20 protein-coding genes, 1 other RNA gene and 1 pseudogene are annotated in these 21,825 nt (G+C 71.8%); 3 read left to right on the top strand and 19 right to left on the bottom strand.

The window, feature by feature from the left end:
* Positions 1–28: 28 nt before the first annotated feature.
* Entirely contained in the window at positions 29–1,015 is a 987-nt protein-coding gene (locus ACTOWY_RS02520; RefSeq protein WP_441307977.1) for a glutathione S-transferase family protein, read from the bottom strand.
* A gap of 74 nt (positions 1,016–1,089) precedes the next feature.
* Between ACTOWY_RS02520 and pip the strand changes: the two genes are divergently transcribed.
* Complete coding sequence (pip, locus tag ACTOWY_RS02525; RefSeq protein ID WP_441307978.1) at positions 1,090–2,046, top strand: prolyl aminopeptidase; 957 nt, start codon at positions 1,090–1,092, stop codon at positions 2,044–2,046.
* Here the strand turns inward: pip and ACTOWY_RS02530 are convergent.
* The 13 genes and pseudogenes from ACTOWY_RS02530 to ACTOWY_RS02590 all read right to left on the bottom strand — a co-directional run bounded on the left by ACTOWY_RS02530 (position 2,036) and on the right by ACTOWY_RS02590 (position 14,593).
* Positions 2,036–2,782, bottom strand: coding sequence for a helical backbone metal receptor (locus ACTOWY_RS02530; RefSeq protein ID WP_441307979.1), 747 nt, complete (start codon positions 2,780–2,782; stop codon positions 2,036–2,038). The genes pip and ACTOWY_RS02530 overlap by 11 nt on opposite strands.
* Positions 2,783–3,454, bottom strand: coding sequence for an NADPH-dependent F420 reductase (gene npdG / locus ACTOWY_RS02535; RefSeq protein WP_441307980.1), 672 nt, complete (start codon positions 3,452–3,454; stop codon positions 2,783–2,785).
* 64 nt (positions 3,455–3,518) lie between these two features.
* The gene (locus ACTOWY_RS02540; protein ID WP_441307981.1) at positions 3,519–4,934 is read right to left on the bottom strand and encodes an RNB domain-containing ribonuclease; all 1,416 of its coding nucleotides are present in this window, start codon (positions 4,932–4,934) and stop codon (positions 3,519–3,521) included.
* A 20-nt stretch (positions 4,935–4,954) separates the two neighbouring features.
* Positions 4,955–5,143, bottom strand: a complete 189-nt coding sequence (locus ACTOWY_RS02545) for a hypothetical protein (protein WP_282105969.1) — start codon at positions 5,141–5,143, stop codon at positions 4,955–4,957.
* A gap of 75 nt (positions 5,144–5,218) precedes the next feature.
* Entirely contained in the window at positions 5,219–5,656 is a 438-nt protein-coding gene (locus ACTOWY_RS02550) for a hypothetical protein (protein WP_441307982.1), read from the bottom strand.
* Between the two features lie 41 nt (positions 5,657–5,697).
* The gene (locus ACTOWY_RS02555) at positions 5,698–6,141 is read right to left on the bottom strand and encodes a hypothetical protein (protein WP_441307983.1); all 444 of its coding nucleotides are present in this window, start codon (positions 6,139–6,141) and stop codon (positions 5,698–5,700) included.
* A 62-nt stretch (positions 6,142–6,203) separates the two neighbouring features.
* Positions 6,204–7,256, bottom strand: a complete 1,053-nt coding sequence (locus tag ACTOWY_RS02560) for a hypothetical protein (RefSeq protein ID WP_441307984.1) — start codon at positions 7,254–7,256, stop codon at positions 6,204–6,206.
* A gap of 23 nt (positions 7,257–7,279) precedes the next feature.
* Positions 7,280–8,275: a C40 family peptidase gene (locus tag ACTOWY_RS02565; RefSeq protein WP_441307985.1), complete on the bottom strand. Its 996-nt coding sequence runs from the start codon at positions 8,273–8,275 to the stop codon at positions 7,280–7,282.
* Position 8,276: 1 nt separating this feature from the next.
* Positions 8,277–8,885: a hypothetical protein gene (locus tag ACTOWY_RS02570; protein ID WP_441307986.1), complete on the bottom strand. Its 609-nt coding sequence runs from the start codon at positions 8,883–8,885 to the stop codon at positions 8,277–8,279.
* A gap of 14 nt (positions 8,886–8,899) precedes the next feature.
* On the bottom strand, positions 8,900–10,849 hold the full coding sequence (locus tag ACTOWY_RS02575; RefSeq protein ID WP_441307987.1) for a hypothetical protein: 1,950 nt from the start codon (positions 10,847–10,849) through the stop codon (positions 8,900–8,902).
* Positions 10,846–13,641 (bottom strand): ATP-binding protein, encoded by a 2,796-nt coding sequence (locus ACTOWY_RS02580; RefSeq protein WP_441307988.1) that lies wholly within the window; start codon positions 13,639–13,641, stop codon positions 10,846–10,848. The genes ACTOWY_RS02575 and ACTOWY_RS02580 overlap by 4 nt, the downstream gene beginning before the upstream one ends.
* Positions 13,642–13,939: 298 nt before the next feature.
* Positions 13,940–14,317: pseudogene (locus tag ACTOWY_RS02585) on the bottom strand (hypothetical protein); the annotation flags it as partial.
* A 6-nt stretch (positions 14,318–14,323) separates the two neighbouring features.
* Positions 14,324–14,593 (bottom strand): hypothetical protein, encoded by a 270-nt coding sequence (locus ACTOWY_RS02590; protein ID WP_185002384.1) that lies wholly within the window; start codon positions 14,591–14,593, stop codon positions 14,324–14,326.
* Between the two features lie 553 nt (positions 14,594–15,146).
* On the opposite strand from ACTOWY_RS02590, the gene ACTOWY_RS02595 reads away from it, so the two are divergent.
* Both ACTOWY_RS02595 and ACTOWY_RS02600 read left to right on the top strand, forming a co-directional pair.
* Positions 15,147–16,265 carry a helix-turn-helix domain-containing protein gene (locus ACTOWY_RS02595; protein WP_441307989.1) on the top strand — a complete coding sequence of 373 codons (1,119 nt, stop codon included), beginning with the start codon at positions 15,147–15,149 and terminating at the stop codon, positions 16,263–16,265.
* Positions 16,262–16,789, top strand: coding sequence for a hypothetical protein (locus ACTOWY_RS02600; RefSeq protein ID WP_441307990.1), 528 nt, complete (start codon positions 16,262–16,264; stop codon positions 16,787–16,789). The genes ACTOWY_RS02595 and ACTOWY_RS02600 overlap by 4 nt, the downstream gene beginning before the upstream one ends.
* A gap of 18 nt (positions 16,790–16,807) precedes the next feature.
* Here the strand turns inward: ACTOWY_RS02600 and rnpB are convergent.
* The 5 genes from rnpB to cobC all read right to left on the bottom strand — a co-directional run bounded on the left by rnpB (position 16,808) and on the right by cobC (position 21,823).
* Positions 16,808–17,208: RNase P RNA component class A (gene rnpB / locus ACTOWY_RS02605), an RNA gene on the bottom strand.
* A gap of 550 nt (positions 17,209–17,758) precedes the next feature.
* On the bottom strand, positions 17,759–18,883 hold the full coding sequence (locus ACTOWY_RS02610) for a bifunctional RNase H/acid phosphatase (protein WP_441308385.1): 1,125 nt from the start codon (positions 18,881–18,883) through the stop codon (positions 17,759–17,761).
* Positions 18,884–18,885: 2 nt separating this feature from the next.
* Positions 18,886–19,617 (bottom strand): zinc ribbon domain-containing protein, encoded by a 732-nt coding sequence (locus tag ACTOWY_RS02615; RefSeq protein ID WP_247759869.1) that lies wholly within the window; start codon positions 19,615–19,617, stop codon positions 18,886–18,888.
* The gene (locus tag ACTOWY_RS02620; protein WP_441307991.1) at positions 19,614–20,762 is read right to left on the bottom strand and encodes a Nif3-like dinuclear metal center hexameric protein; all 1,149 of its coding nucleotides are present in this window, start codon (positions 20,760–20,762) and stop codon (positions 19,614–19,616) included. Before ACTOWY_RS02620 ends, ACTOWY_RS02615 begins: the two co-directional genes overlap by 4 nt.
* A complete protein-coding gene (gene cobC / locus ACTOWY_RS02625) occupies positions 20,759–21,823 on the bottom strand; it encodes an Rv2231c family pyridoxal phosphate-dependent protein CobC (RefSeq protein WP_441307992.1) in 1,065 nt (354 codons plus the stop codon). The genes ACTOWY_RS02620 and cobC overlap by 4 nt, the downstream gene beginning before the upstream one ends.
* Positions 21,824–21,825: the final 2 nt, after the last annotated feature.

The raw sequence follows: 21,825 nt of genomic DNA on the forward strand, positions 1-21,825 counted from the left end.
CCGGTGGGGACGGCCGCCGTTTGTCGTCTCAGGCGTGGGACGCGGGTGCGGTGCCGTTGCCGAAAGGACGGCCGCCCAAGGCTTCCCGGCCGTGGGGCTCGTACCAGTGGGTCAGGTCAGGTCCCAGGGGCACGATCCGGGTCGGGTTGATGTTGTCGTGCGTGACGTAGTAGTGCCGCTTGATGTGGTCCCAGTCCACCGTGTCGCCGAAACCCGGTGTGGTGTACAGGTCGCGGGCGTAGGCCCACAGCACCGGCAGCTCGGCCAGCTTGTGCCGGTTGGTCTTGAAGTGGCCGTGGTAGACCGCGTCGAAGCGGACCAGCGTGGTGAACAGCCGGATGTCGGCCTCGGTGATGGTGTCCCCGACCAGGTAGCGGCGGGTGGACAGGCGTTCGGTGAGCTGGTCGAGGCGGGCGAACAGCGCGGTGAACGCCTCCTCGTAGGCGAGCTGGGTGGTGGCGAAGCCGCAGCGGTACACGCCGTTGTTGACGTCGTGGAAGATGCCCTCGCTGACCTCGTCGATCTCCGCGCGCAGCTCAGCCGGGTACAGCTCGGGCGCGCCCGGCCGGTGCAGCGCGTGCCATTCGGTGTTGAGGTCCACGGTGATGTTCGGGTAGTCGTTGGTGACCACCTCGCCGGTCTGGATGTCCACAATGGACGGAACGGTGACCCGGCCTTCGAACTCCGGGTCGGTGCGGTGGTATGCCTGGGCCAGGTATTCGATGCCCAGCACCGGATCCCGCCCGTCCGTGTCGAGGGTGAACCGCCAGCCGCGCTCGTCCCGGATCGGGTCGACCACCGCCAGGGAGAGCGCGTCCTCCAGGCCGAGCAGCCTGCGCACGATCACCGCCCGGTGCGCCCACGGGCAGGCCAGCGACACCACCAGCCGGTAGCGGCCGCGTTCGGCCGGGAATCCCGAGGAGCCGTCGGCGGTGATCCGCCGGGTGAACCGGTTGGCCTGCCGCACCCACTCGCCGCGGGCGGAGGTCTCCTTGCCGAACTGCGCACCAGCCATACGCCCGAATCTACGGTCTGGGGGACGATGATGGCCTTCATCCCATCAGGTAGACACGACTAGGAGCGGTGCGCGTGCGGACCTTCTACCCGGAGATCGAGCCCTACGACAGCGGCTGGCTGGAGGTCGGCGACGGCCAGCGGATCTACTGGGAGACCAGCGGAAACCCTGACGGCAAGCCCGCGGTGTTCCTGCACGGCGGCCCCGGCGGCGGCACCTCGGCGGCCCATCGGCGGGTGTTCGACCCGGCCGCCTACCGGATCGTGCTGTTCGACCAGCGCGGCTGCGGCCAGAGCACCCCGCACGCGAGCGATCCGGCCACCGACCTGTCGGTGAACACCACCTGGCACCTGGTCGCCGACATGGAGCTGCTGCGCGAGCACCTGGGCATCGATCGCTGGCAGGTCTTCGGCGGTTCCTGGGGCAGCACGCTCTCCCTCGCCTACGCCCAGACGCATCCGGACCGGGTCACCGAACTGGTGCTGCGCGGCATCTTCACCCTGCGCCGCAACGAGCTGGACTTCTTCTACCAGGGCGGCGCCGGGTTCCTCTTCCCCGAGCAGTGGCAGGCGGTGCTGGACGTGCTGACCGAGCCGGAGCAGGCCGACGTGCTGCGTTCCTACCACCGGCGGCTGGCCGACCCGGACCCCGCGGTGTGGCAGCCCGCCGCGATCGCCTGGAGCGTCTGGGAGGGCTCGACCACCCGGCTGTACCCGGACGCCGAGCACATCGCGCACTACGCCGAGCCCGCCTTCGCCGCGGCCTTCGCCCGGATCGAGACGCACTACTTCGTCAACGGCGGGTTCTACGAGGACGGCCAGCTCATCCGGGACGCGGCCAAGCTCGCCGGCATCCCGACCGTGCTGGTGCAGGGCCGCTACGACGTGGTGACCCCGGCGGTGACGGCCTGGGAACTGCACCGCGCGCTGCCCGGCTCGGAGCTGATCATCGTGCCGGACGCTGGCCACGCCTTCAACGAACCCGGCACCCTGCACCACCTGATCGAGGCGACGGACCGGTTCAGGCGCTGAACGCCGCCGCCAGCTCGGCCCTGGCCGGCACCAGCGAGGGGCCGTGCCAGGTGAGCAGGCGGCCGGAGAGCAGCACGCAGCGGCGGCCCGGGAAGACCTCCGGGCCGTCGGTGGCGGTGAACTCGTACGGTTCGTCCGGCAGCACCACCAGGTCCGCGCCGCAGCCGAGCAGTTCGGCCAGTGGCGGGCGCGGGTAGCGGTCGGGGTGATCGGCGTAGACGTTGCCGAAACCCAGGCGGCGCAACACGTCTCCGGCGAAGGTGGCGCGGCCGAGCACCACCCACGGGCGGCGCCAGACCGGGACCAGCACGGTGCCGCGCTGCTCGGGCAGGTCCGCCCACAACTCGCGGGCCTGCCGCAGCCAGCCGGGTTCGGCGGTGAAGACCTCGCGGAAGAAGCGGTCCAGGGAGTCCAGGGCGGCCGGGACGGTGGCGGGGGCGGCGCTCACCCAGACCGGGATGCCGGCGGCGCGTAGCTGGGCGACGTCCTCCGGCCGGTTCTCCTCGGCGTTGGCGAGCACCAGATCCGGTTGGGCGGCAAGGACATCGGGCACCCGCGGGTACTTGGAGCCACCGATCCGCGGCAGGTCCAGCGGTGGGTGCGTGCAGTAGTCGGTGACCCCGGCGAGCACGCCCGGCACGGTGACCGCCACCGCCTCGGTGAGCGAGGGGACCAGCGAGACGACCCGCCTCGGCACAGCGCCGAGGCGGACCGGTTCGCCGAGGTCGTCACGCATTCAGACGCCGGTGATCCGGACGCCCGCGTGCGTCTTGTGCCGACGGTTGACCGCGATCAGGTTGGCGGTCAGCGCCTCCACCTGGCCCGCGTTGCGCAGCCTGCCGCCGAAGATCCCGCGCATGCCGGGGATGGTGTCGGCCAGCGCGCGCACCAGGTCGGTGGCCTCGCGGTCATCGCCGAGCACCAGCACGTCGGTGTCCACAGTGGACACCTCGGGGTCGGCGAGCAGCACCGCGGAGACGTGGTGGAAGGCGGCGGTGACCCGGGAGTCCGGCAGCAGCCCCTCGGCCTGCTGCGCGGCGCTGCCCTCGGCCACGTCCAGCGCGAACGGGCCCTGCTTGTCGAAGCCGAGCGGGTTCACGCAGTCGATGACGATCTTCCCGGCGAGCTGCTCGCGCAGCGCGGTCAGGGTGGGCTCGTGCGCCTCCCAGGGCACCGCGACCAGGACCAGGTCGGCGGCGGTGGCGCAGGCGGCGTTGTCCGCGCCGGAGACCGCGCCCCCGCTCAGCTCGGCCAGTTCGGCGGCGGCGGACTCGGCGCGGGCGGCGTCGCGGGACCCGATGACGACCTTCAGCCCGGCCCGCGCCCAGCGGTAGGCCAGGCCCTTGCCCTGTGGGCCGGTGCCGCCGAGCACCCCGACCGTCACACCGCGCACGTCCTGCTCGCTCACTTCGCCTCCAACGACTGTGGTGGAACCAATCCCCGCACCCTACGCAACCGTCTGGTGTGGAGGGTCATTCCGTCTCGAAGGACACCTTGCGCCGCAGGGGATCCGCCTCCACCAGCCGCACCCGCACCCGTCCTGCCTCGACCAGGCCAGCGCCCCGGCACTTGGCCAGCACCGGCGGTTCGGTGACGAAGATCTCGCCGCCCTCGGCGTTGGTGCGCAACACCACCGCGGCGAAGCTCTGCCCCACCTCGTCGGCCAGCAGCCAGGACTCCACCTGGTCGATGCAGGCCCGGTCCACCTGGGCGGCCTGCCGGTCGGATACCTCCATGGCCGTGGGCAGCTCGGGCAGCGCCGTGCGCACCCACTCCGGCACCGGCACCCCGGCGGCCACCGCCAGGCACACCTCGGTGGCGAACCGGTCGACCAGCCTGCGCAGCGGGGCGGTGACGTGCGCGTAGGAGGCGCCGATCCCGGCGTGCGTGGTCACCTCGGGCGGGGCGCCGTCGAAGGCGGTGTAGCCCGCGCCGCGCAACAGCCGGGTCGCGTCGGTGGACAGCGCCAGCGAGGTCGGTTCGGCCGGGTCCAGCCCGGCGAGCAGTTCGGCCGCCGGCATCTCCACAGGCCAGTCCAGGCCCAGCGCGGCGGCGGTGCGGCGCAGCTCGTGCACCGCGCCCTCGTTGGCATCGGGCAGCGTGCGCAGGATGCCGATCCCGGCCTTGAGCATGATCTGGGCCGCGCACATGCCGGTGAGCAGGGAGATCTCCGCGTTCCAGCCGTCGACCTCGGTCCGTGGCCGCACCACCAGCCGCCAGCCACCCGCGCCGTCGGGCTGGATCTCCTGTTCGGGCAGGGCCAGCTCGATCGCACCGCGCCGCACGGCCAGTCCACGGCGCAGCCTGCCCAGTTCGGGCAGCGCGGCCACCGAGGGATGCACGGTGCCGTCGGCGATGGCGGCCTGCACGGTGGCGTAGTCGAACTGGGCGGTGGAACGCACGATCGCGCGCTCCACGTGCACCCCGGTCGGCTCACCGTCGTCGTCGAGTTCGATGGTCCACAGCACCGCGTCGCGCACCTGGTCCGGCAGCAGGCTCGCCGCGTCCTCGGAGAGCACCGGCGGGTGCAGCGGCACACTGCCGTCCGGCAGGTACAGCGTCTGCCCGCGCCTGCGCACCTCGGCGTCCAGCGCGCCACCGGGCGGCACCACCGCACCCAGGTCGGCGATCGCGTAGTGCACCCGGAACCCACTGGCCAGCCGCCGCACGCACACGGCCTGGTCCAGGTCCTTGGCGCCCGGCGGATCAATGGTCACCAGCGGCACCTCGGTGGCATCCCGCCGCGGCAACCGGTGCACGGTCTCGCTGGAGGTCTGCTCCGCCTCGGCCAGCGCCGCGGTCGGGAACTCCCCCGGCAGCCCGAACTCGACCCGGATCGCGGCGAAGTCCGCCGCGGCCCTGGTGTCGCGTTCCGGCGCGCGCTCCACGCCAGCCAGCCTATGCGCCGTCAGTCATCGTCGTCGTCCCACTTACGCCGTTGCGCGTCCGCGGCCTCGTTGCGCTCCCGGGATATCTCCAGCGCACGCTCGGCCGAGGCCTGATCCGGATAGGGACCCATCCGCTCCGCCGCCTTGCACCCGAGCCCGTGCTCGACCTCATGGTGCCGCAGGCAGTAGTACCAACCGTTGAGATCCACCACACACCGACCCTTTCATGCGGGGCAGCGCATGTCACTCCGACGCCACGGTGGCAACGGGGCCGGTCTGGTGGCTCAGCGCAGCCTGCCGGTCAGCGCCCTGGCCTGTTCGCGCATCCGATCCATCAGCCCGTCAAGCTCGGCGCCCAGCTCGGGCGGCTTGCCCTCGGCGGCGCAGCAGGGCGGTTTGGTGCGCCTGCCCGTGGGGACCGGGATGTCGGCGAGGTTGTACAGCCGGGTGTAGACGTCCAGGCCGGGATCGGAGTGGTCGTGTGGTCCGAGCAGCACGATCACCGCCGACCTCGAACTCTCGAAGGCGACCACGACCCGCAACGCGCCATAGAGGTGACTGACGCAGAAGTGGTCGACGCCCGCGCCATGCAGGCGGTACTGCATGGCCGCGCAGCCGCGCTGCTTCAGATCAGCCAGCCAGCGGTCGTAACTTGTGCGCTGCCTGCCCTTCAGGCTCTTGCCGTACTCGACCGCCAGCCGGTCTGCCGTTACTCGGACCATGAACGCAGAGTGCCACAGCCATCACGGACAGCGATAATCCGTCACAGTTCGACGACGTCCCCACCCCGCACCCTGGCCAGGGATTCCCGCAGGTCGCTCCGATCCAGCAATGCCTGGTCGGCCAGGCGATCCCAGAGCTGGTCCACCAGGTTGCCCGGCTTCGCTCCGGCCGCCCGGAGTTCGCGGACCAGGCCCATGACCGCGTGCAGGCTGCGCGGATCGACCCGTCGGCTGCTGGAGTCGCCCTCGGCCTCGGTCAGCACGCCCCGGTCCAGCCAGGCGCGGACGGTCGGTGTGGTGACCTCGAGCAGCTGGGCCGTGACCGAGACCCGCACCGGGGCCAGGCAGGCGACCCGCTTGCGCACCAGGGCACGCAACCGGGCGGCGGTCCGCGGGTCGGCGTCCTCGGCGATGCCTTCCAGTTCGCCGATGAAGCCGAACTGCTCGCAGGTCTCCTGACGCTCGCGGTCGACCGTGTTTCCCATGACTCCACCTCCCGCCGCTGGGTTGCTTTCCAAAATAGTAGCAGTTTTGGAAAGCGAGTGGGTCACCAGGACGGGTTGGGGCGGTTCCCGGAGCCGGTCGGACCGAATGGCTGGTCGTAGCCCGGCTCCTCGGGTTCCTCCGGCGGTGGGCCGAAGGTGCGCTGGCCGGGCACCGGCTGACCCGGCGCCGACTGAACCGGCACCGGCTGGCCCTGCGGGCCGGGCGGCACGTTCATGCCCGGCATCCCGGGCGGTGGGGTGCCCAGGCCCGGCGGCGGGGTGTGCTGGCCGCGGAAGCCGGGGGGTGGCGCGCCGAAGCCCGGTGCGGGCGAGCCCGCGGGCGGGGTGCTCAGCGGGGACGGGTGCTGGGGCGGGGCTTGCTGCCCGCCGGAATGCTGCGTCCCGGAGTGTGGTGCTCCTGCCTGCTGCGCGCCGGTGTGTTGCGCCCCGGTGTGTTGCGGGGTGGGGCTGTGTTGCGGCGGGTGCGGCAGCGGCGGGTTGTGCTGCTGCGCTGGCGGTCCGGACGGGATGCCTGCGCCCGCGACGAACGGGGACGGGGCTGGCGGCGGGGGGAACTCGAAGAGCGGGGGCTCGCCGTGCGGCGGTGTGGGCGGCGGGGCCGGGGGCGGGGCGGGGGTGGTCGCGGGTTCGTTGGCAGGCAGCGGCGGGACCGGCCTCGGCGCGACCGCGGGCTGCACGAAACCGGACTGCTGGTTCGGGATCGGGTCCAGGCAGGAGACCAGGACCCGCTTGTCCTCGGGGTTGGGGATGCGGGCGCCGTTGCGCTCGCGGTAGACCAGTTCGCCGTCGCCGTCGATCTCCACCAGGCAGCCGACCTCGGCCAGCTGGTCCTCGTCCAGGTCGACCAGGAACTCATACCGGGACGGCACCACCCGGTACACCGGCCAGGGCAGGTGGCCGTAGGCCTGGTGGAACTCCGCGAGCAGGTGCACCATCTGCTGCTGCCAGGGCAGCGGCATGGACTCGGCCAGGGATCTGGGCAGCACCGCGTACCCGCTGTCCACGCCGTGCCGGGCGCCGCTGAGGTAGTCCGCGAGCGGGCTGCTGGAGGCCGGGGGCCGTCCAGGGCGCGGGATCGGGTCGTTGCTGAACATGCGCTGCCTCCCTTGGGGTCGCCTCATGCCGACTTGTTCGACTTCGGGCGGACCGCCATGGACATCAGCTCGCCCTCGGTCCACTTCAGGTTCCGGATGTGCACCGGCACCCCGGACTGCTGCGCCTCGAGGATCTTGTTGTCGCCCAGGTACATCGCCACGTGGTGGATGTTCTTCGGGTTGCTGGTGTTGGTGGACCAGAAGATCAGATCACCTGGCTGGGCCTCGCGCAGCGGCACGTACCCGCCGGCGAACCACTGCTCGCGCGAGGTGCGCGGCAGGTTCAGCCCGGCCAGCCGGTAGGACCACTGCATCAGGCCGGAGCAGTCGTAGGTGTCCGGGCCCTCCGCGCCCCACACGTACGGCTTGCCCAGCTCCTTCATCGCGAACTGGATCGCGGTCACCGCGACCTCGCCCGGCTGCGGGAGCTGCTTGCAGCTGACGAAGGAGGTCTCGTCGGTGATCTGGTTGATCAGGTGGACCGCCATCGACTCCCACCGGTGGTACCGGTCAGGGAAGGCCGAGCGCTCCACCGCCTGGGCCGCGTCGCCGGGACGCTTGCTCTCCCAGTTCGGCACCTTCAGCAACACGTCGTAGAACTTGTGGATCTGGTACGGGATGTTCTGCAGCTCCTCGGGCGAGCCCCAGCCCATGGACGTGCGCATCTGGAAGATGCCCACCGAGTCGCGGTCGCCGTAGTTGAGGTTGCGCAGGCCGGACTCGGTGCGGCCTGCCTGGATCGCCACCTGCCAGGCCCGCGGCGGCAGCTTCCGCTCCCGGCCGATGGTGATGATCATCGAGACGATCATCCGGGATTCCTCGACCAGCCGGGACGCGTCCTGCGCGCCCTGGTTGGCGCCGCCGATGCCCCAGTCCATGTCCGGCGTGCACAGGCTGTTGACCACGGCCTTGGGCTGGTAGGTCTCGTTGCCGCCGACCACCGTCCGGATCACTCCGGTGGTGGTGATCGCGACCACCACGGTGGCCGCCAGCGCGACCCCGGCCAGCGCGAGTTTCATGTCAGTCCGCCTCGGTGTAGGAGGCGACCCGCCATCCCGCCGCGGTGGTGATCACGGTGAGCCGCAGCACGATCTTGTCCGTGGGCAGCTTCACCTCCACCGAGCTGGCCGTGGCGCTGATCGAACTGGGTTTGCCGGTGACCTTGCTGGAGGGCACCATCCGCGGGTCCACCGAGGCCAGCTGCCCCAGGTACTCGTCGGTGGTGAACGGCTTGAGCTTGTCCAGCCACTGCTGGGTGGTGGTGCCGTCAGGGTGGTCCACCCAGGCCTTGCCCCAGGACTCGGCGATGGCCAGCGCCTCGGGCGCGGGCGCCGCGGGCGGCGGGGCGGCCTGCGGGAAGGAGGTCACCGGGGCGTGCGTGCTGGTGGTCGGCGCGGCGAAGGCCCTGGTGCCGCTGGTGGGCGCGCCGGGGTTGGTCAGCTGACCGCTGCCGGTGGTGCGTGGGTCGGGCTCGGGCAGCGGCTCGGATTCCGGCAACAGGATGCCCACTCCGATGATCACCACCGCGAGCAGGACCAACGTGGTCGTGAAGTGCCGCGGTGAGCGCAGCGGCCAGCCCCACAGCCTGCGATAGACCGCGGCCCGCCCGCGATTGGTGCGAATCGGCATGTCTCCCCCTCCCGCTATCCGCGCACCGCGTCGCCGTCACGGAGTTCGACCCCGCGCGACGGGCGGTACACCGCCCACACCGGCCGTCCGGCGACGACCTCCATGTCCGCCCGCCGTGGTCCCGGCACACTGCCCGCGGTGTTGTTCAGGCGGGACGGCACCACCACGGCGTCCTCGTCGTTGCGGTCCCAGCTCCGGTCGAACACCGGCGCGGTGTCCACCGTCCGGCTGCCCCGCCCGGACGGCAGCGCCCCGGCGGCCCGGTTCACCCCGAGCGCGCCGCCACCGGACTCGTGCAGCCGGTCGCTGACCGTCCCGGTGAGCGCGCCAGCCACCGGCAGCGCGCCGCCGGAGGCATCGCCCCGGAAGCCGCCCGGTCCCGCCGCCTCGTAGGAGGCCTCGGGCCGGTCCCGCCGCCGGGCCCGCCTCGGCTCGGTCCCGCCGTCCGGATCCACGTCCCGCACCTGCTCCCAGAACTCGTCCTGCGGCGTCCGTTCCTGCCCGCCCCGGCCACGCAGCCGGGACCACAGGCCGGTGCGCGGCGCGGGCATGGCGTTGCCGACCGCGCCGACGGAGAGTTCGACCATCTGCCAGATCCGCCGCACCGGCTTGCCCACCAAGAAAAACACCAAGGTGACCAGTCCGGCCAGAGCCATCTGGGCGAGCAGCCCCAGGCCCCGGGTGGGGGCGAAGATCCAGGTCAGCAGCAGGGTGTGCAGGCCGGCCAGCGCGGCGATGACCACCACGTTGAGCAGGGCGGCGCCGATCGCGCGACCGACCCCGCGCAGGATCGCGTGGTAGAGCATGGCGATCAGGCCGATGATCGGCCCGGCCAGGATGACCACCCGCAGCAGCACCTGGGCGAGCAGGATGGCGGCCTTGGCCAGCAGCTGGAACAGCGAGTAGACCACCGACTGGAACAACCCGAGCGCGCCTGCGCCCATCCGGCTGCCGTCGATGCCCTGGATGTGTCCCTTCGCGCCGACCTCGTCAGCCCGCGCGACCAGGCCCTCGAACGCGGCCTTCTTCGCCACGATCGGGTCCTTGCCCTGGTCCTTGCCCTCGGCCACTTCCTGCTTGGTGAAGGTCTGGGCACGCAGCAGGTCCCGGCCGAAGTCCTTGGCCGGGGTGCTGTCCGGGGAGCCGAACTCCCCGCGCAGCCAGTTGCGGTAGATCACCTGGTCGTGCAGCACGGTGGGCAGCGAGTTGCGCTCGTCCACCCCGACCTCGCGCAGGAACCCGGCCTGGATCTGCGAGGTGCCCTTGATCAGCACGTCGTCCAGCAGCCGGGTGTAGAGCAGCGGGGTCAGGTAGGTGGCCGCGGCCAGCCAGATCGCGGCCAGCGCCCACATCGAGCGCTTGCCGATGCTGGCCAGGTCGCCCTGCCAGATATGACGGAACAGGAAGATCGCCAGGATCAGCGCGGCCAGCCCGAACCAGGGCGCGTAGACGGTGTCGTAGAGCGCGATGGTGCCGGTGGAGACCAGATCGTCCAGTGGCTTCATCAGCTCGCCGCCGAGCAGCGCGTAGTGCAGGCCGTTGGTGGCCCCGACCAGCACCTTGGCCATGTTGAACGTCTGGTTGCCCGCCCAGGTGTCGATCACCGCGTTCGGGTTGCGCAGGCCCTCGGGGCCGCAGCCCAGGTCGTAGGTGTGCCAGACGTGGCCCGCGTAGCCGACCTCGTCGTAGGCGCTGCCGGGCACACCGGTGCCCAGCGGCGCGGCGTCGAAGGCGCCCACCATGCCGGAGCCGGGACGGTCCGGGTTCGGCGACTCCTTGCAGATGCTCTGCGCGTGCGCGACGCCGCCGACCATGATCTGCAGGCCGAGCATGCCGATGACCCCGATCAGGGCCAGCCGGCGTCTGCCCCGGCGGGGCGCCGGGAGCGGCCGGAGGGTGCGTTTAGCCCGCCGCCGCGCCGCGACCAGCAGCACGGCGGCCACCACCGCCAGCAACGTGATCATCGTGCGCTGCCCCGGCCGACGTGGTGCCTGTCCCCGTGCCCTTCGTTGTCCGCTCCGGCCGAGGGCGTGTAGGGGTCGTCGAAGTCCTCATCGCCCAGGCCCAGTTCGGCCGCGAACTCCGCTTCCAGCTCCTCCTCGGCAGGCAGGTCGGGCAGCACGCCGTCCACCCGGCCCGAGGGCAGGGCGGGGGCGCCGGAGGCGGCCTGGCGCATCGCGTCCGGGGTGGTGTCCATGCCGTTGCGCAGGTGGTTCAGGTGCGGGCCGCCGAAGTCGATCCGGATCCGCTCCACGCCGCCCGCGCCGTCGCCGAAGATGAACTGCCGCGGCGAGCGGTCCCGTTCGGTGGCGGTGCGCACCCCGCCGGGGCGGCGGCCCAGGCTGGCCACGACCTGCTCGTAGCCCGCGCCGATCGGCACCTTGAGCAGGCGCAGCGCGTCGGCCTGGGCGTGCTCGTCGTCCAGCCTGCCGACGAAGACCGAGTCGAGCAGGGACACGAAGCCCTGGATCTTGAGGAAATCGGCCGGGATCTGGCTGGACAGCAGCACCCGGACGTTCCACTTCCGCGAGTCACGGGCGAAGCGGTTCATCAGCACCCGGCCGGTGGGCACCTCGGAGAGGAAGAACGCCTCGTCGATCCAGACGCCCTTGCGCATGTCCTTGGGCCGCTCGTAGATCGAGCGCTGGGTGAGCCAGGCGGCCAGGTTGAGCATCTCGACGCCGAGGGCCTCCGCGTCGGTCCAGTGCTCGCGGCCGACCCCGTCCTTGGGCAGGGTCAGCCCGGCCATGGTCAGCACGGTGAGCCGGTCGTCGCGGGTCTCGGAGTACGGGTCGGCGTCCCGCTCCGGGATCAGCAGCGACATCCGCTCGCGCATCTCGTCCAGGAAGTCCGCGACCACCACCGCGTGCTCGTGGTGCTCGCCCGCGTCCCGGCGCAGCGCGTCGAAGACCAGGCCGGGGTGCGCGGTGGCCCGCCCGCCGACCGCGCGGACCGCGCGCAGCAGCACGATCCGGGTCTGCGGCATCCGGGCCACCTCATAGGGCAGCAGGCCGTTGAGCACGTCCAGGACCAGCCGTCGCCGGGTCGCGGCGGCCAGCGCCCGCTCCCGCCGCCAGGCGCGTTCCGGATCGTCCTCGTCGGTGAAGTGCTCCAGCATCGGCTCGGCGACCACCCGGTACGGGTTGAGGATGCCGGGCTGGGCGTTGAGCAGGTTGATCGGCCGGGCATAGGGCCGCAGCTCCGGCAGGTCGCACAGCTTCGCCAGCGGGCCGGAGGGGTCCAGGATGGTCCAGTACGCCCCGGCGCGCAGCGTCTTGTAGACGATGCCGCCGCCGAGGAAGGACTTGCCGCCACCCAGGCCGGCCACCATCGCGGTCAGGCCGGAGGCCTCGCGGACCTCCTGGGCCATCCACGGGTCCCAGGCCACCGGGCGCCGGGTCGCGGTGCAGGTCTCGCCGAGCAGGATGCCGCGCCGGTCGCCGACCTCGGCGGTGGCGGTGGGCACCGCGGAGGCGGCCCAGCTCACCGAGCCGCGGCGCAGGTAGGCGGCCGAGGCCAGCGGCTCACCCGGGATGAACTCCCTGGCCAGCGCGTACTGGGACTCGGGGTGCTCGATGGCGATCTTGGGCTTGTACAGGTCAACCAGCTGCTGGGCCAGCCGCAGCGCCTCGCGCTCGGTGGCGCCGGAGACCGACAGCCGCCACCAGGAGCGCACCCTGGTGGCCAGCGAGGTGAACCCGGTGGTCATCTCGTCGTCGATCTCGAGCACCCTGGCGGCCTGGCGGGCCAGCGACTGCGGCGGCTCCAGGTCGTGCTCGTCGGTGTAGTGCCGCACCTGGGAGCGCACCTTGTTCATCTGCCGTTGCAGCTCACCCGTGACGTCCTCGGGTTTGCGCACGTAGATGCGGGCGGACCACTCCACCGGCGCGGGCAGCCGGTCCGAGCGCTGCAACCACGGATCGTCGATCTCCGGGATCTGCAGGCCGTGCATCAGCCCCACGGTGAGCACCACCACGTGCCGCTTCACCCCGGCGTTGGACCCGGTGCGGCCACGCACGGTCACGCTCGGGGAGTAGGGCTCCTGGTGGAAGTCGGCGGCGTCGGTGAAGGAGGCCAGGTCCTCCGGCTCCCAGGCCGCGCCGGGCACCGCGGGCAGGTTGCGCGGCGCGGGCAGGCCCAGCGAGCAGGAGCGGTGCATGAGCCAGGACATCTCCTCGGCGGTGACCGGCCTGCCCTCCAGGCCGGAGGAACCGAGGATCTGGTCCAGGTGCTCGACCTCGCTGTCCAGCGCGACCAGCTCGGCGTCCACCGCCTCCGGGAAGATCTTGCGCAGCACCGGCGCGGCGCGTTCCACCGCGCGGTCCATCACGTTGCGGGTCTGCACCTGGACGCCGAGGTAGACCTCCTTCTCGGCCATCGAGCGCCCCATCAGCTGCTGCTGCTCGCCGACCATGTAGTCGTCGAAGGAGAGCGTGCCGGGGGTGTCGGGCAGGCGGCCGACCGCGTTGTGCACGTGCGCCTCGGCCCACATCCGGATCGGATAGGGGCGGGTGGTCACCCGCAGGTGCAGCCAGCGGCCCTGGAGTTCGGCGTACTGGCCCGCGATGGCGTGGATGAGGTCCTGGCGCTGGGAGTCCGAGCGGAAGGACCAGCGCTGCGGGGCCAGCCGGTACCAGGCGTAGACGTCCTGCCCGGTGCGCACCAGGTGACCGTCGATGCTGCGGGCCGAGATCGACGGGGTGTAGGTGGGGATGGCCGCCTCACCGGGTAGCCGCCGGCCCCGCTTGCTGTACACCCGTTGGTCGTTCACCTGCCCCGGCGGCAGCGCACGCGCGTGGCGGCCGGGCTGTTCGGTGGCGCGACGGTCACGGTCACGGTTTCGTCGGCGACGGAACACCGCGAACCTCCTTGGTGCGAGCACGGCGTGAACGTCCACGCCGTGACGGGGAAGAGGGTGACGGCGCGTCCGTGCCGTGACCTGACGGCGTCGAGACTGCTGACACATCGGGGCTCACCGCTGTATCAGAGATCACAGAGCCATCGGAGATCACAGAGCCGGACTGGCTCTTCCCCCGTTGCTTCTTCTGCTCGGACTTCTTCGGCTTGGGCCGGGGACGTGCGGAACTGACCCGGATCCTGGCGGCGGTGGCGGCCCCGCCGTTGCCGGAGGTCGTTTGGCGGGGCGCGGTGAGTTCACGCAGCCACATCACACTGACCGCGCCCAGCGGCCGCTCCTGGTTGATCCGGGAGCAGATGATGCGGGTGATCACCACGGTGATGATGATCGCCCACGCGGTGGAGAAGAAGCTGAAGCCGAAGCCCATCCGGCGTTCGACCGCAAGGACCAGCAGGAACACGACGAGTCCCACGCCCCAGGCGACGTAGCGGGCCCGCCAGGGGAAAGTGGCCTTCGGCGGGCCGAGCCACACGGCGTCGACCCGGTACACCTCGTCGTCAGTACGAATCCGCAAGCTCGATCACCCGGTGAACAGACTGGCGATCCACTTACCGATGTTCACGCCGGCGCCGCTGACGGCCAGGCCGATGATGGCCAGCGCGACGATCACACCGCCGACCCGCCGCATCACGCCGGCGTTGTCGCCCTTGCTGCCGCCCAGCCACAGCAGCAGCAGCGCCACCAGCAACAGCAGCAGCGGGACGATGTTCTCCAGGATCCAGCGGGTGATACCCCCGGTTTGCAGTTGGTTGCCCTGGGCCAACGTATCCAGGAGGGTCATGGTCGTCATCGTGGGTACTCCAGTGTGCTGGGGCGGGGTCAGGGGCTCCGGACGTGGACGCCTGGCCTGCCCAGCGGACGGCGGTGGACGTTACGAGTAGAGCATGAGTGGCTGACAAGGTGTAGTGGACGAAGTCCCGTGAGTGGACCCGTGAGTTGCTCTCCCGGAACCGGCGCTACCTCCGAACTGACCATCCCATGATGGCTGGGAGCCACTCAGCGGTAAGCACACGACGCGGTCTTCTTGCACCGGCAAGCAGAGTTCACCCACTTGCCCAGAGAGCCGTCACAGATTGTGTTCGAGGCAGCCGAACAATCGGTTGCCGATGCACATCTTCGGGCGAACGCGGGCCACATCAGGGGATTGTCGACATGGTCGAACCTGTACCCGCAAGCCAGTCCTCGTCGGTTCGTCGGCACGAGTGCCGTTGATCTGAGGCAGCCGGGCAGGGTGCGATGACCCGTCCCGGTGACCGATACGTTACCGCGCGCGGTGAGCGCGGGCGCGGCCGGGGCACCAAACAGATTGCCCATGCCTCGGCGGGATGTGCGAAAATCACAACATGGCTCTGACATGGGCGGGGATCGGGGAACGGGTGCGCATGGCCCGCGCCGGGTCCCGGCGTACGCAGGACGAGGTCGCGGCCGTGCTCGGTGTGGACCGCTTCTCGATCAGCCGGATGGAGTCCGGGGGGCGCAAGGTCTCCGCGCTGGAGCTAGCCCAGCTGGCCGAGTTCTTCGAGGTCCCGATGGGCTACTTCCTCGGCGAGGAGGCGCCCGCGGTGGTCTCCCGCCGCACCGCGCTCAGCGAGGACGCCGACGAGGCCGCCCGGCTGGCCTGGCGGCTGGACGTCGACCTTGAGGCGCACGCGGTGGACGTGCGACTGCTGGCCCAGGAGGGCTTCCTCGGCGCACCCGCGCTGCGCCTGCCCTCAGCGGTCGCCTGCCCGGCCGATGTGGCGGCCGCCGAGTCCTACTCCGCCACCGTCCGCGGACTCATGGGCCAGCCCACCGGCCCGCTCGGCGCGATGGCCGAGGTCTGCGAACGCTGGGGTCTGTACCTGCTCGTGGTCGACCGGGACGCTGACGGCGCCTCCACCCTGATCGAGGAGTTTCCCGGTCTGGGCGCGGCGGTCATCGGCGGACAGGCCCAGCCAGGTCGCCGCCGGGCCACCGCGGCGCACGAACTCGGCCACCACCTGCTCGGCGACGCCTACAGCTCCGAGGTCGGCGTCTCGATCATGCGCTCCGACCGGGAACGCCTGATCGACGCCTTCGCCTGTGCTCTGCTGCTGCCCCGCGCCGATCTCGCCGAGCGCTGGACCCAGGCCGACACCGGCGAACCCGACTGGCAGTGGCGGACGCTGATCCGGGCAGCCGGGACCTACCGGGTGTCGTGGAGCGTGGCCGTTACGCGCGCCCGCGAACTCGGTTTGATCGACAGCAGGGAGGCCGGTTCGCTGGCCGCGCGTTCCCCGGTCTTCGGCGACTTCCTGGCGCAGGTGGGTTCGCCGCCGGAGGAGGACCTCGCGCTCGGCGCGACCGGACCGGCCTGGCGACGGGCCGCGATGGCGGCGTACACCCAGTCACGGATCACCGGCCGGCGGGCGATCCAGCTCCTGCACGGCGCGATCACCCAGGTCGAGGAGCTACCCAGCAAGCCGGAGGTCGACGTTCCATGATCCGCACCCTGGTGTGGGACGCCTCCGCCCTGCACCACGCGGCAGTCGCCGAACGGCTAGACGTCGTAGGCGACCTCGCCCGTGGCACGGATCACGAGCCGTGGCGCAACGTCACCACGGCGACGGTCCTGTCCGAGCTGCGTCGCAATGACCTGGCGGTGACCGCCTCCTGGCTGGAATCCGTGCACGTGGACGAACTGGACACGCTGAAGGCGGTGTTCACCTGGCAAGCCCGGCTCGACGCCGGTGCCAGGGACCACGGTGAGACAACTGTCTGCGCATGGGCGGAGGTACATGGCGCAACGGTCGTGACCGACGACCAGGCGGCCCGGGAGGCCGCGGCGGCGCACGGCCTGACCGTGCACGGCAGCCTGTGGGTGTTCGCCCAAGGGGTCAACGCGGGCAGGTCGACCGCGGCCGGGGTGAACGGACTGGTGACCGCCCTCATCGCGACCGGAGCGCGCTACCCCTGCGGACCCCAGGGCTTCGAGGTGTGGGCGCGGAAGAACAAGCTGTTGAACTGAGCCCCCGCGGGTAAGGGGCGGATGAGTCGGCGCGTAAGCCGGATCCTGTGCCCGCCGGACCTCGCGGTCGGCGGGTGGCGGCCATCCATCTCGGTCTGCCGTTGCCGGCACACTCCAGCGGCCTACCCGCAGGCTCGGGCGGGCAGCCCTCAAACGCCTGCGCAGACGCCTCGCGGCGTCCTCTTGGCCTTGCTCCGGGTGGGGTTTACCTAGCCATCCCGGTCACCCGGGATGCTGGTGGTCTCTTACACCACCCTTTCACCCTTACCCGAGTCGTTCGCACGACCCGGGCGGTCTGCTCTCTGTGGCACTGTCCCGCGGGTCACCCCGGGTTGCCGTTAACAACCACCCTGCCCTGCGGAGTCCGGACTTTCCTCGGCGGAGGATCGCTCCTCCGACGCGGCCGCCCGGCCGACTCATCCGCTCGCAGTAGTGTACGACCCCCCGTGAAGCGGTCTGTGCCAGGGGCTGCTGAAACACAGTCACTCAATCAACGTGAACGGTCGTCACAATTGGCGACCAACCCATTACGCGGAACGGACCAAGCTACAAAGTCACCCTGCGCGATAGGTTGAGCGTGTCGCGTGACGACTCGCGGATGTGCCTGAGTTTTCCCAGGTCAACCCGGATTGGTTGTACCACTTTGGGGGCATGGGAAATTCATTACATACAGCCGAACGAGTGAACGAATGTCATCCCCCATTTTTCGTGCTTGCGGCTTCCTGTCCGGCTCATTACCGTCATTGCCACGGCCGCAGAAAATAACCCCGGCGATACAAAGGCCGCGTCCCGTCCTTCGTTGTGAGCTGCCCCCCAGTGCACGGGTGAACGGGAAACGCCGTAGGCCGCCGGATGTCCGGGTGGGAGCAGGCGTTCCGCGCCGTTGCCTGCTCCCGCCCGGTGCGGCTGAATACGAACCCGGCTCGTTTCGAGAACTTCTGTCCGGTTTCGGACGCCGGTGTCTCGTGACTAGTCCAGATGCGCGGTGTCGTTCACCAGGCGCACCGAGGCGTTGCCGTCCGGGTAGAACTCGGCGATGGAGATCGAGGCCAGGTCCAGGTGCAGCCGGAAGAGCAGCTGCGGGCCGACGTCCAGGGCCAGCCGGAGCAGTGACTTGATCGGCGTGACGTGGCTGACCAGCACCACGGTCTGTCCGGCCCGCGCGGCCAGGATCTCGTCCCTGGCCCGCTGAACGCGGCGGTGCACCTGGTCGAAGCTCTCCCCGCCGGGGGTGGGCACGGCCGGGTCGGCCAGCCAGCGGGTGTGCAGCGCGGGGTCGCGCCGCGCGGCCTCGGTGAAGGTCAGGCCCTCCCAGGCACCGAAGTTCGTCTCGACCAGCCCCTGGCTGATCTCCGGGGCCAGCCCGAGCGCGTCGCCGACGGCCTGGGCGGTCTGCCGGGTGCGCGTCAGCGGGGACGCGATCACCGCGCTGACCTCGGTGGACGAGCTGAGTCGCTTGGCAGCGGCTGCCGCCTGCCGTCGGCCGATCTCGGTGAGTTCGGGGTCGCCGTGGCCGGAGTAGCGGCGCTGGGCGGACATCGCGGTCTGGCCGTGCCGGAGCAGGATCAGCCGGGTCGGCGTGCCCTTGGCCCCGGTCCAGGACGGCGGCGCGGCCTGCGCGGCGCTGTCCGGCTGGGCCACGGCGGCGGTGAGGTCCGGCAGCGGGCTGTCCGCGCGTTCGATCCGCGGGGTGCCGCTGGCCTGGGCGTCCATTGCCTCGTTGGCCAGCCGGTCCGCGTCGGTGTTGCGTTCCCGCGGGATCCAGGTGTAGCCGACCCAGTCGAAACCGGCGGCCAGCCGCTGGGCCTCGCGGGCCAGCGGCTGCAGCGCCGGGTGCTTGATCTTCCAGCGGCCCGCCAGCTGCTCGACCACGAGCTTGGAGTCCAGCCTGCACTCCACCTCGGTCGCGCCCAGCTCGGCGGCGGCCCGCAGCCCGGCCAGCAGGCCCTGGTACTCGGCCACGTTGTTGGTGGCCTCGCCGATGCCCTCGGCGCGTTCGGCCAGCACCTCGCCGGTGCCGGGGTCCTTGACCACCGCGCCGTACCCGGCGGGACCGGGGTTGCCCCTGGACCCGCCGTCAGCCTCGACGAGCACCCTCACAGGCCGGACTCCGCGGTGCGCACCAGGATCGCGCCGCACTCCTCGCAACGGGCCACCTCGTCCGCGGCGGCCTCCTTGAGCTTGCTGATCGCGATCCGGTCCAGCTCCAGCCGGCAGGCGCCGCAGCGGCGGGCCTTGAGCAGCGCGGCCCCGGTGCCACCCTTGGACCGGATCCGCTCGTAGAGGGTGACCAGGTCGGTGGGCAGGCCGGCCAGCACGGTCTTGCGCCGGTCGCCGGAGCGGGCCTCGATGGTCTCCAGGTCGGCGAATGCCTCGTCCCGGCGGCGCTGGGCGTCGGCCAGCTTCTCCTGGGCCAGGCCGTCCTGGGCACGGGCGTGCTGCACGTCCATCTCGACGGCCTCGCGCCGCTCCATCAGCTCCAGGGACTCGTCCTCCAGGATGCCGCGGCGGCGGGCGAGGGTCTCCAGCTCGTGCTGGAGGTCCACCGAGCGCTTGGCGTCGGCGGAGTTCAGCAGGGTGCGGTCGCGCTCCTCGCGGGCGCGGACCTGGTCGATCTCGGTGTCCAGCCGCTTGGCGTCCCGGTCCAGGTCGGCCAGGGTGGTCTCCACCGCCACCACCGCGTCCTTGCGGGTGCGCAGTTCGGTTTCGGCGGTGACGATCTCGGCCAGCTCGGGCAGGGTGCGCCGCCGGTGGGTGGCGCGGTTCAGCTCGGCGTCGACCTCGGCGAGGTCGAGCAGCCGCTTCTGCACGGCGGGATCGGCTTTCACGCGGGGGTCCTCCCTGTGGCGGACGCGGCCAGCGTCCACGGATCGGTGCGTCGGGTGGAGACGTGGACGTCGACCGTACCGGGGAACGCCCGGCGGATGACGTCGGCCGCCTGCGCGCACCACGGCCATTCGCTGGCCCAGTGCGCGACGTCGACGAGCATGGGGGTGCCTGGCCCGGCGAGGTGTTCCCCGGCCGGGTGGTGTCGCAGGTCGGCGGTGACGTAGGCGTCCACGCCGGCCTTGGTCGCCGCGCGCAGCAGCGAGTCGCCCGCGCCGCCGCACACCGCGACGGTGCGCACCGGGCGTTCCGGCTCGCCGGCGGCGCGCACGCCCCAGGCGGTCTCGGGCAGGGCGAGCGCGACCCGCTGCACGAACGCGCCGAAGGGTTCGGCCTCGGCCAGTTCGCCGATCCGGCCGATACCGCGACTGGAGGGCTCTTCGGCCAGTTCGTGCAGGTCGTAGGCGGGGGTCTCATACGGGTGGGCGGCGTGCAGGGCGGCCAGCACCGCGCGGCGGCGGTGCCGGGGCAGCACGGTCTCGATCCGGGTCTCCGGGCCGCGGTGCAGTTCGCCGTGGCTGCCCACGGCCGGGTCGGCGGCGGCGACCGGCCGGAACTGGGCGGTGCCCTCGTGCAGGAAGGCGGCCTCGCGGTAGTCGCCGATCGCGGCCGCCCCTGCGGCGAAGAGCGCGTCGAGCAGTTTGTCGGTGTGCCCGGCCGGGACGATCACGCTGAGCGCGTCCAGCGGGTCGGCCGGTTTGGCGTCCAGGGGTCCGGTGACGCGCAGGCCCAGTGCCTCGGCCAGCGCGTCGGACACGCCGGGGTCGGCGGAGTCGGCGTTGGTGTGCGCGCACAGCAGCCCGGCGCCGTTGCGGATGAGCTTGTGCACCAGGCGGCCTTTGACGTCATCGGCCGGCACGCCGTGCACACCACGCAGCAGCAGCGGGTGGTGCGCGAGCACCAGTTGCGCGCCCAGTTCGATCGCTTCGTCCACTGTGGACTCGACCGGGTCCACGCAGACCAGCACCCGGTCGACGGGTTCGGCCGGATCGCCGCACACCAGGCCGACCGCGTCCCAGGATTCGGCCAGTGCGGGCGGGTAGGCCGCCTCAATGGCGGCGACCACCTCGGCCAGTGTCGGGCTCATCCCTGCTCCCCCTCTTCCCGCAACACCGTCTCCAACGCCTTGAGCAGTACCTCGGCCTGCTCCGGCGGGCGCACCGCGACCCGCAGATGTTCGGCGTCCAGGCCGGGGAAGGTGTCCGCGCGGCGCACCGCGACCCCCTGGTCCCGCAGCCGGCGCCGCACCCGCTCGCCGTGGGCGACCCGCAGCAGCAGGAACGGCCCGGCGGCCCCTCCACACACCTCGACGCCGGGCAGCGCGGCCAGTGCCGCGGCCAGCGCGACCCGGTGCGCCACGCCCTCGCGGGCGGCGATGTCGGCCTCCCGCACGGCCGCTGGGGCGCAGCACGCCTCGACCGCGGTCAGCACCAGGCTGCTCACCGGCCATTGTGGACGGTGCGCGGCCAGCTGGGCGAGCAGCTCCGGCGCGCCGAGGGCGTACCCGGCGCGCAGTCCGGCCAGGCCCCAGGTCTTGGTCAGGCTGCGCAACACCAGCAGTCCCGGGATGTCCTGGCCCGCAACGGATTCCGGCTCACCGGGCACCGCGTCGGCGAAGGCCTCGTCCACCACCAGCACCCGGCCGGGCCTGGCCAGCGCGCGCAGTGTGTCGGCCGGATGTTGCACCGAGGTCGGGTTGGTCGGGTTGCCGACCACCACCAGATCGGCGGCATCGGGCACCAGTTCCGGCCGCAGCGCGTAGCCATCCTCGGCCTGCAGCAGCACCCTGGTCAGCGGCACCCCGGCGTCCAGCAAGGCCACATCGGGCTCGGTGAAGGAGGGGTGGATCACCGCGGCCAGCCTCGGCGCCAGCCGGGGCAGCAGCGCGAACCCCTCGGCCGCCCCGTTGAGGATCAGCACCTGCTCGGGGGAACGGCCGTGCCGGTCGGCGGCGGCCACCCTGGCGGCCAGCTCGTCCTCGGTCCCCGGGTAGCGGCCCAGTCCGTCGAGGGTCTCGGCGAGCCGGTCGCGCAGCCAGTCCGGCGGGCGGGGCAGGCGCACGTTGACCGCGAAGTCGGCGAGTCCCGGCGCGGCCTCGGCATCACCGTGGTGGCGCAGTCGCGCGCGCTCGAAGTCCTCGCCAGTCATCG

Source organism: Crossiella sp. CA198 (genome assembly GCF_052078295.1).
Taxonomy (GTDB): domain Bacteria; phylum Actinomycetota; class Actinomycetes; order Mycobacteriales; family Pseudonocardiaceae; genus Crossiella.